This is a genomic window from Acidimicrobiia bacterium, from assembly GCA_036271555.1.
Taxonomy (GTDB): Bacteria; Actinomycetota; Acidimicrobiia; order IMCC26256; family PALSA-610; genus DATBAK01.
The window spans coordinates 20,903-30,806 of the sequence record DATBAK010000012.1 but is presented as its reverse complement, the minus strand read 5'-3'; the positions used below and the strand labels follow the sequence as shown (position 1 = coordinate 30,806).

Genomic DNA, 9,904 nt, shown 5'->3' with positions numbered 1-9,904 from the left:
CGACCTGCCGCTGCCGCTCCCACGCGGGACCGTGGCGCGGGCGCCGAGCTGATCGCAGGGTTAGATTCCCGACCGCGGTGGGACCGGTGGACGAGGGGGTCCGACGTGGGGCGGAAGTGGGGACGAGCGGTCGTCATCGGCGCGGCCGTTCTCGTCACGGCGGGCGGCATCAGCGGCACCGCATCGGCGGCATCGAGCCGGCTCGGCGGGGCGCGCTCGGATGCGGCGCGCGCGGTGAAGGCGACGGGCACGTATGACGCCGAGTTGTCGGGCACGAGCACCGAGCTCGTGATCACCGCCGACAAGGGCAACTCGTCGAAGGAGGGCACGTTCCAGCTCACCGACCTCCAGGACTCGGGCACCTGGCTGGAGGCGGGCACGACGATCGTGCTCCTGGTGACGGCATCGCCGGAGCAGAGCCGGGTCGACCGGCTCTTGATCGGAACCGTCACCGCCACGGACATCTCCGGTACGTACACGAGCGGGATCGCGCCCGCGAGCTGGTCGGCGACGCGCGCCGCGGCGGCGCACACGAACGCACGACTGCATCCCGCGGCTCCGCCGGCCGCCGCGCGCGCGAACGGCTCCTACCTGTTCACGCTCGCGGGCGGCGCCACCGGGAGTCTCGTCCTCGATCACGAGCAGTTCACCGCCAAGGACGGCACGGCGACGGTGTCGATCGGCGGCGGCGGCTCGGGTCCGTGGATCGCCGACGGGAAGCGGTTCGCGATGGCGATGATCGCCGGTTCCGACGCCGGCACGCTCTACGTGGGCTCGCTCGAACCCGACGGAATCAGCGAGGGCATCAAGCCCGGCGCGTACGCGGTGCTCGGCACCGGCGTCGGTCGGTGGACTGCCGTGAGAGACAAGACGTGCGGCTCGACCTACACCGTCGACTCCGTTGTCGGCAACGACGCGAACCGCGGGTCGTGCACCGCGCCGTTCAAGACGATGACGAAGGCGCTGGCGGTGGTGACGTCGGGCCAGACGCTCGCGGTCGAGGCCGGTACGTATCAACCCAAGAAGCACGATCCCACGTTCTCGGTTCCGAGTGGTGTGACGCTCATCGGGTCGACCGGGAGTCATGGCCTGTCGCCGGCGCGGCAGGTCGTCGGAGGCATGAACCTCGACGCCGCCGGCGCGAGCGTCCGCGGTCTCTGGATCGAAGGTGCGGTGCACGTGGGCGGCGCGAACGTCTCGCTCATCGACAACACGCTGATGTCGAGCTATCTCCATTCCTGCATCGAGATCACGAGCTCGGTCAACGTCGTGGTGAGCGGCGACCACGTGTCGAGCTGCTATCCCGCGGGTGTCCAACTGGACACGAACGCCGCCGCGCGCTTCACGAACGATTCGTTCACCGGAAGCGCGATCGGTGTCTACAGCGGTGTCCAAGCGAACGCGAACCTCGGCACGACAAAGTTCTCCGGCCGCAACACGTTGTCGTGCAACTCCCTCGGTGATCTCGAGGTGTCGTCGTCGACCCAGGCCGTCGGCGACGCCTGGGACCACGTCCCACCCACGCAGGCGATCGCGCCGCCGACAAATAGCGTCGACATCTCGACGTACAACGACGCGACGGTCAACAGCGCGTCGGCGACGATCGCCGCCTCGCCGTGCGAGTGATGGTGGCGACCGGATAGCCGATCGGCTCAGGACCGCCGTTCGGCGTGCGCGGTGTCTGCCAAGCGCGTGATCTTCGGGATGATCGCGTCCGCCGCGATCGCCCCGCCCGCCGTGTCGCGGTAGTGCACGCCGTCGGGACGCACGACCACGCCGTGGATGCGCGTCACGAAGTGACCGCGGGGACAGATCACGTTCGCCCACGGTACGAAGGTGATCTCGGACGGGTCGCGCGTCGCGACCGCGCGGAAGGCGGTGTTCACCTCCGCGACCGCACGCGGGTCGTCGCGCGCGATGCGAGTCGGGTCCGCGGCATTCGTCTCGCCGTAGCAGGGGACCTCGAGCAACGCGACGTGACCACCGCGCCGCGTGAGCGTCGAGAGTGAGTGTGTCAGCACGCGTTCGAGCGCGTGCTCGTGCGCGGGCGTGTCGTGCACATAGCGGTGGCCGTCGAGCGTGAAGTCCTGCGTCTCCCACGCGCCGACGAGCAGCACCGAGAGATCGGGGTCGAACTGCGTGATGTCGTCCGCCCACGACGACGCGCGGTCGGTGCAGTTGCCGTCGTCGTTGTCCGGATCGAAGATGCCGCAGCCGAGCAGCGCGCCGGGCTCGAACTGCGCCTTGGACCGATCGAACTCGTCGGCGCCCCAGAAGCCGAGGGTGAACATCTGCGAGTCGCCGAGCATCAGGATGCGCGTCGCGTTGGCGTTCGGCGGCGTCGCCGGGAGCGACGACGGCAGCGCGAGGCTCGGCGCGCCCGTCGTCGAGAGAATGAGCGCGATCGCAGTTGCGCCGGCGACGCCGGACGCGATCGCCACGCCGCGGATCCGCTCGGGCAGCCCGCGTAGGGCGGCGAGACCGTGCCGCCGGATCGGGCGCTCGACGAGGACGTACGACGCGGTGGCGAGCGCGCCGGTGAGGGCCGACCGCGCCGCGACGAGGGGGAAGCCGTGCCACGCGACGTGCGGGGTGCTGAGCACGAGGTCGACGGGCCAGTGCCAGAGGTAGAGCCCGTACGACACGAGACCGATCGCCGGGAGCGGACGTAGTGAGAGCAACCGTGCGATCCAGCCCCGTTCCGCGGCCGCGACCACGAGCGCGCCCGCGGCGAGCGCGACGACGAGGAAGCCCCCTCGGTACAGGAAGCGCGGCGTGTTCCAGCGCCACACGACGGCCGCGAGCAAGAGCACGCCGCCGGCCCCGCACACCGTGCGCAACCACGCCGCTCGTCGCGCGGCGCGAGCCCGGGGCACGCGCTGGAACGCGGCGATCGCCGAGCCGACGAGCAACGCCTGCGCGCGCGTGTCGGTGCCGTAGTAGAGGCGGTCGATGCTCGCGTGCGCGTGGAAGAGGATCGCCATCAACGCGGCCGAAGCGAGCGCGAGCGCGGCGATCGCCGGTGCGAGCGCGCGCGGTCGCCGGCGCCAGAGCGGCCGCGCCGCGAAGAGCACGATCGGCCAGACGAGGTAGTACTGCTCCTCGATCGCGAGCGACCACGTGTGCTGCAGCGGCGACGGCACCTGGAACGTCTGGAAGTACGAGAGACCGCCCGCGACGAGGCGCCAGTTGGTGACGTAGAAGATCGTCGCGATGCCGTCGAGCCGGATGTCGTGCAGCTCGTCGGGCTTCGCCCACACGATCGCGTACACGACCACGCCGACGAGCAGCAGGAAGAGCGCGGGGAGCAGGCGGCGCGCGCGGCGGCCCCAGAACGCGATGCGATCGATCCGTCCCGTGTCGTCGAGCTCGCTCAACAGCAGCGACGTGATGAGGAAGCCGCTGAGGACGAAGAAGACGTCGACGCCGACGAACCCGCCCCGCGCCCACGACACGTCGTCGTGGTACAGCATCACCGCCACGACCGCGAGCGCGCGCACGCCGTCGAGGCCCGGTCGGTATCCGATCGTGCGGTGCGACGGGCGCGCGCGTTCGCCGGTCGCGAGTCCGGCGCGGGAGGTGCCGAGTCGGCGTCCGTGCCCGTCGCGACGCATCAGCGGCAACTTAATCGGGCGCCGTCAAACGGCAGCGAGCGTGGCGACAAGCGCGAATTGGAATCCGCTCAGAGCACAACGTTCAGCTCGCGGCGACGACGATCGGCACACCGGAGCCCGGCAGCGCCGCCGCGACATGCAGCGACGCGATGCGGGCGAGCGCGTCGAGCACGACGTCCGCGAACCGGTGACTCCCCGCGGAGTAGGTACACGACGTCGGCTCCTCGTTCGCGCACGGGACGCGGTGGGGCTGGTCGAAGTGAATGCCGTTCCCGGAGCGCACCGTGATGCGGCCGTGCGCGCAGCCGAGCGCGGCCGTCTCGTCGGGCAGGCACGGCAGGGTACGGGTGAACGTGCGCAGGCCGAGCGCGGGCGCGCTCTCGACGTAGCGCGCGCCGAGCGCGTCGGCGACGCCGTGCAACACCGACCGGAGCCGGACGCGGTCCGGCCGGTTCTGCGCGTCGGGAAACACCGGTGGTCCGACCACGACGACCGGCACCGCCTGGGCGCGCGCCGCGCTCACCAACCGGCCGACATCGCGGCGATACGTGTCGTAGTACGCGTCGCCTTGCAGACGCGCGCCGTCGCGCGTCATGCAGGGAGTCAGATTGTTGCCCGAGAAGTCGAAGACGATCGCGTCGATGCCGCTGCGAACGTCGGCCAGCACGCCGGTCGTGACGTCGCACGGTGCGAGTCCGAAGTAGGCGTGCACCTGCACGTCGATGCCGCGCGCTCGGCCCTCGGCTTCGAGCGCGGGCCCGGCCTGCACCGTCAGTGAGTCGCCCCACACGCTCACGTTCGCGCCGATGTCGCGCCGCGTCGTGCGCGCGACGCTCGTCGCCGGCGATCCCCGTGACGACCGGCCGCACGCGGGAAGGATCGCGAGGAGCAAGGCCGCGACGGCGACCGACGCAAAACGCATCGCGGGAACGTAGGAACGTCGCCTCATGCGCGCCTTGGAACCGGTGCCGTTCGAGCGGTGAGATCGCTGAGGCATCGGCGAGGTCTCCCAGCATCGTGTGAGGAATCTCCCGCCACGCACTCGGACTCAGACCGTCGGCCTCTGCTCGGGCGGGAACGCGCGTCAGACCGTCCAGCGCAGGGGGAGTCGCGCGGGACCCCAGATCCCGAACTGCTCGGGCTTCCAGCTGACGGGTCCGTCGAGCTCGAACTCCGGAAGCCGTTCGGCGATGACCGTGAGCGCCTCTTGCAGCTCGGCGCGCGCGAGGTGCGCGCCCAGGCAGTGGTGGATGCCGGAGCCGAACGTCATGTGCGGCGCGCTCGTCTCGCGCGCGACGTCGAGCCTCTCGGCTGACGTGAACACGTCGGGGTCGCGGTTCGCGCCCGCGAGCGAGATCGAGACGAGCGTGCCCGCAGGAAACACGACGTCGCGGTACTCGATGTCCTGCGACGCGATGCGCATCGTGCCCTGCACCGCGCCGAGGTAGCGCATCGTCTCCTCGACGACGCGCGGTGCGAGCTCGGGCTGCGCGACGAAGCGACGCCATTGCTCCGGCTCTGCCGCGAACAGCGCGATGCAGCACGCGAGCTGGTTCCGTGTCGTGTCGGTACCGGCCATGAGCACGGCCTCGGCGAGCATCACGAGCTCGTCGGTCGACAGTCGATCGCCGGCCTCCTCGGCCGCGATGAGCGCGCTCAAGAGATCGTCGCCCGGCGCGCGCCGGCGCTGCTCGACGAGGTCGTGCACGTACGTCTCGAGCTCGGTCGACGCGCGCTGGATGGCCGGGAGGTCCTCCGCGAGGTTCTGGTTGAAGATGCGGAAGATGTCGGTCGCCCATTGCGAGAACCGCGGCCAGTCGTCGCGCGGTGCGCCGAGCAGCTCGCAGATCACGTGGATCGGGTACGGCTCGCACACGTCCGCCACGAGGTCGCAACGACCGGTCGGCTGCACCGCGTCGACGAGGGTTGCGATGACCTCGCGCATGAATGGGCGCAGCCGTTCGGCGGCCATCGGTGTGAACGCGGGCGCGACGAGCCGGCGCAACCGCGTGTGCGGTTGACCTTCCATCGAGAGGATCGATGGTCGCCGTTGCTCGATGTACGTGTCTTCCAGGCCCTGCAGCTGCGGGATCATCGACAGCGCGGAGTGGAAGCGGCGGTCGCGGAGGATCGCGACCGCGTCGTCGTAGCGCGTGAGCGCGAAGCCGATCGGAGTGCGCGCGAGCCAGCTCTCCTCACGCGCGGCCGCCATGAGTGCGAGTCGCTGCTCGCGGTCGACGCCGACCGCGTCGTACAAGGGCAGATCGAGCTCGTGCACCGGAATCGCGACCACGGGGCTCCCTTCGCTGCGGCGAGGGTACCGTCCGAAACTCGCGAGTCGGGCGGGCCCCGCTAAATATGACTTGATCTATTGACTTTATTGGGTAAGAATGCGGAGCGTGTTCACCGTCCCTCGCGTCCACCGCTCGCGTGTCGTCAACGACACCTGGGGTGAGTTGACGCGCGAGACCTTCGACGAGCGCTGTTGCGGCTCCCGCTGATCTCCTGAGCTCTCGTCTCGTCGCGCGTCGTCGCCTGTCGACGCGCCCGCCCTCCTGACCGCGCGCCTTTCGGCGCGCGTCCCCCGAGAAAGGCCCGCAATGACTGGCTCGATTCGACGCGCTCGTGCGCGACGACCACTCGTGGTCGCCGTCGCCTTCGGACTCTTGGTCCCACTCCTCGCGGCGTGCGGCTCGAGCGGATCGTCGGCGGCGCGGCTCGACGCTGCGTCGGCGGTCGCGACGTCGATCCCTGCGAAGGTCCCGGCAGGAACCACGCTGCGCGTCGGCGATCAGGTGCAGCTGCAGGAGACCGTGCTCGCGAGCGGCGCTCAGGATCACGGCTTCCCGTACTCCGTGAAGTGGGCGAGTTTCATCGGTGGTCCGTCGATGCTGCAGGCGTTCCACGCGAACGCGATCGACGTCGGCTTCGTCGCCGACACGCCGCTGATCTTCGCCCAGGCCGCGCACCAAGACGTCGTCGCGGTGGCGGCGTGGGCGAGCGAGCACGGCAGCGACGAGCTCGTCGCCGCGCCCGGTTCGCACATCACGTCGTGGGCGGACCTGAAGGGGAAGCGGGTCGCATACCAGCAGGGCACGGTGCTCGAGGCGACCGTGTTGCAGGGCCTCGAGCAGGCGAACCTCACGCTGCACGACCTCAAGTCGGTGAACCTGCCGTTCACGCAGATCGTCGCCGCGCTGCAGAACGGTTCGGTCGACGCCGGCATTCTCGCACCGCCGCTCGACGGCGGATACCTGAGCTCGCACCCGGACGCGAAGGTCATCGAGCGCCCCGACAACCTCACGGCCCGCGTGAGCTTCCTCGTCGCGAGCCGGCGTGCGTTGCAGGATCCCGCGAAGGCGGCCGCGATCCGCGACTACATCCTGCGCCTCGGTCGCGCGTACAACGCGATCCGCGCCAACCCCGGCGAGTTCGTGCAGCGTTTCTACGTCGAGCAGTACCACCTCACGCCGACCGCGGGCCGCGCGCTGCTCGCGAAGCTCGGAACGTCGTCGTTCGTGCCGTTGACCGGTGCACTCGTACCGGCCCAGCAGGCGCTCGCCGACCTGTACCTGAAGGCGGGTGAGGTTCCGTCGAAGCTCGACGCGAAGCAGGAGTTCGACCTCAGCTTCGCGAAGGTGATCCAACAGGTCATCGCGCAATGACGGCCGACGCGACGACCGATCTCGTGACGCTCGGTACGGGCGCGCCTTCCGCGGGCCCACCCGCGCGGTCGGCGAAGGGGGTCGAGCGGCTCGCGGGTGTCGTGCTCGTCGTCGCGGCGTGGCAGGTCGCGAGCGGTCTGCACCTCGTCGACAGCCAGACGCTCGCGGCGCCGACGACCGTCGTGCGCAGCGGCTGGCACCTGCTGCAGGACGGCACGCTCACGAGCGCGATCTGGGTGTCGGCCCGCCGCGTGCTCGAAGGGCTGGTGATCGGCGTTCCCGTTGCGACCGTGCTCGCGTTGATCGCGGGGTTGTCGCGCATCGGGGAAGACGTCGTCGACGCGCCGATGCAGATGCTGCGCTTCCTGCCCATCATCGGTCTGCAGCCGCTCATCGTGCTGTGGTTCGGCATCGGCAACACCGCGAAGGTGTCGCTGATCGTGCTCGGTGTCGTGTTCCCGATCTACATCAACACGAGCGCGGCCGTGCGCGCGATCGACCCGCGCCACTTCGAGCTGGCGCGTTCGGTCGGGTTGTCGCGCGCCGCGACGATCCGCCGCATCGTGATCCCCGGCGCGTTGCCCGACTTCCTCGTCGGGCTGCGGCTCGCGGTCGCCGTCGCGTGGCTGATCCTCGTCTTCGCCGAGCAGATCAACGCGACGAACGGGATCGGCTACCTGATGATCCACGCGCAGGAGTTCTTCCAGACCGACATCATCGTCGTCGGGCTCGCGGTCTACGCGCTGCTCGGGCTGGTGTCGGACTCGCTCGTCCGTCTGCTCGAGAGGAAGGCATTGCGATGGCGCGCCAGCCGGTGATGATCGAGCCCGCACTCGAACCGAGTGATTGGGCGGCCGACGAGGTTGCGCCGCCGCTCGTCGTGTGGTGCCAGGGAGTGCGGCGGAGGTTCGGCGATCGCGTCGTGCTCGACGGGATCGACCTCGAGCTGCACGCGAACGAGTTCGTCGCGCTGCTCGGCCGTAGCGGAACCGGCAAGAGCACGCTGTTGCGCGCACTCGCCGGTCTCGACGACGGCATCGAGGGTCAGGCGCTCGTGCCGCGCCGGCGCGCGGTGGTGTTCCAGGACGCGCGCCTCCTGCCGTGGGCTCGCGTGATCGACAACGTCGCGCTCGGTCTGCGCGCGGCCGACGCCACGGTGCTCGCTCGCAACGCGCTTCGTGAAGTCGAGCTCGACGGTCACGAACGCGATTGGCCGAAGACGCTGTCCGGCGGTGAATCGCAACGCGTCGCGCTCGCACGCGCGCTCGTCCGCGAGCCCGCGCTGCTGCTGCTCGACGAGCCGTTCGGCGCGCTCGACGCGCTCACGCGGATCCGGATGCACACGCTGCTCGACCGGCTCTGCGAGCGCCACAAGCCCGCGGTGCTGCTGGTGACGCACGACGTCGACGAGGCGATCCTGCTCGCCGACCGCGTGCTCGTGCTCTCCGACGGCCGCGTCACGCTCGACGTTCCGGTCGCCGTCGACCGCCCCCGCCGGCGCACCGATCCGCACTTCGCCGCGCTCCGCTCGCGCCTCCTCGGCGAGCTCGGCGTCGACGAGCTGGTCGAGAGCCGCTGAGTCCCGTTCATCATCCCCGACCCGTTTCTCACGACAGGAGCACACCCATGACCCTCACCACCGAAGGCGTCGATCTCGTCACGACGCCGTTGTCGGCGACGATCGGCGCGGAGATCCGCGGCGTCGACCTCAGCGAGCCGTTGTCCGACGCGCTGGTCGCGGAGCTGCGATCGCAGCTCCTCCAGTACAAGGTCATCTTCTTCCCCGACCAGCACCTCGAGCCGGCCGGGCACATCGAGCTCGCGCGTGCGTTCGGTGAGCCGACGCCCGCGCACCCGGTCATCCCCGGCATCGACGGATACCCCGAGGTCTTCGAGATCGACTATTCGAAGTCGGCGCGCCTGCGTGAGAGCTACGGCGACGTCGTCGACCGGTACGACGGTCTGTCGTGGCACACCGACGTCACCTTCGTCGCGCGTCCGCCGCTCGGCTCGATCCTGAATGCGGTCGTGATTCCCGATGCCGGTGGCGACACGATGTTCTCCGACCAGCGGGCCGCGTACGAGGCGTTGAGCGAGCCGTTCCGCGTGTTTCTCGACGGGCTCGTCGCGGTGCACGACGGACGCCAGGCGTTCTCCAAGCTGCTCGCCGACCGTGAGGACGGCGGCGGCGACTGGGAGGGAAAGCAGTACCAGAGCCTCGACCCCGTCGAGCACCCGGTCGTGCGCACGCACCCCGAGACGGGCGCCAAGAGCCTGTTCGTGAACGCGGGGTTCACCTCCCACATCAAGGACCTGAGCACGGGGGAGAGCGATGCGATTCTCCAGTATCTCTACGCGCACTCGACGAAGCCGCAGTTCACCGTGCGTTACCACTGGCGCACCGGCTCGGTCGGGTTCTGGGACAACCGGGTCACGCAGCACAGTGTCGTCGGCGACTTCGAGGGGCATCACCGCGTCATCCAGCGCGTGACGCTGCGGGGCGACGAGCCGCGCTGACGAGGAGGCGCCGCGAGATCGCGTGCGCCATCCGACCCGAAGCAGGGCCACGCGGAACGTGCCGGCGCACCGATGCGCCGGCACGTTCGCGTGCGGCCGCATCCGACC

The 9,904-nt window shown here is 70.1% G+C and carries 8 protein-coding genes; 5 read left to right on the top strand and 3 right to left on the bottom strand.

Features of this window, described 5'->3' with window-relative positions:
- Positions 1-105 precede the first annotated feature (105 nt).
- Positions 106-1,626: a DUF1565 domain-containing protein gene (locus VH914_05105; protein HEX4490568.1), complete on the top strand. Its 1,521-nt coding sequence runs from the start codon at positions 106-108 to the stop codon at positions 1,624-1,626.
- A 26-nt stretch (positions 1,627-1,652) separates the two neighbouring features.
- Here the strand turns inward: VH914_05105 and VH914_05100 are convergent, their stop codons facing one another.
- The 3 genes from VH914_05100 to VH914_05090 all read right to left on the bottom strand — a co-directional run bounded on the left by VH914_05100 (position 1,653) and on the right by VH914_05090 (position 5,907).
- Complete coding sequence (locus tag VH914_05100; GenBank protein HEX4490567.1) at positions 1,653-3,614, bottom strand: acyltransferase family protein; 1,962 nt, start codon at positions 3,612-3,614, stop codon at positions 1,653-1,655.
- A gap of 82 nt (positions 3,615-3,696) precedes the next feature.
- Positions 3,697-4,536 carry a hypothetical protein gene (locus VH914_05095; protein ID HEX4490566.1) on the bottom strand — a complete coding sequence of 280 codons (840 nt, stop codon included), beginning with the start codon at positions 4,534-4,536 and terminating at the stop codon, positions 3,697-3,699.
- A gap of 162 nt (positions 4,537-4,698) precedes the next feature.
- Positions 4,699-5,907 (bottom strand): cytochrome P450, encoded by a 1,209-nt coding sequence (locus tag VH914_05090; GenBank protein ID HEX4490565.1) that lies wholly within the window; start codon positions 5,905-5,907, stop codon positions 4,699-4,701.
- A 349-nt stretch (positions 5,908-6,256) separates the two neighbouring features.
- On the opposite strand from VH914_05090, the gene VH914_05085 reads away from it, so the two are divergent.
- The 4 genes from VH914_05085 to VH914_05070 are packed head-to-tail and all read left to right on the top strand — an operon-like array spanning position 6,257 to position 9,796.
- Positions 6,257-7,279 carry an ABC transporter substrate-binding protein gene (locus tag VH914_05085; protein ID HEX4490564.1) on the top strand — a complete coding sequence of 341 codons (1,023 nt, stop codon included), beginning with the start codon at positions 6,257-6,259 and terminating at the stop codon, positions 7,277-7,279.
- Positions 7,276-8,097 carry an ABC transporter permease gene (locus tag VH914_05080; GenBank protein HEX4490563.1) on the top strand — a complete coding sequence of 274 codons (822 nt, stop codon included), beginning with the start codon at positions 7,276-7,278 and terminating at the stop codon, positions 8,095-8,097. The genes VH914_05085 and VH914_05080 overlap by 4 nt, the downstream gene beginning before the upstream one ends.
- Complete coding sequence (locus VH914_05075; protein ID HEX4490562.1) at positions 8,079-8,858, top strand: ABC transporter ATP-binding protein; 780 nt, start codon at positions 8,079-8,081, stop codon at positions 8,856-8,858. Before VH914_05080 ends, VH914_05075 begins: the two co-directional genes overlap by 19 nt.
- Positions 8,859-8,905: 47 nt before the next feature.
- On the top strand, positions 8,906-9,796 hold the full coding sequence (locus tag VH914_05070) for a TauD/TfdA family dioxygenase (protein HEX4490561.1): 891 nt from the start codon (positions 8,906-8,908) through the stop codon (positions 9,794-9,796).
- Positions 9,797-9,904: the final 108 nt, after the last annotated feature.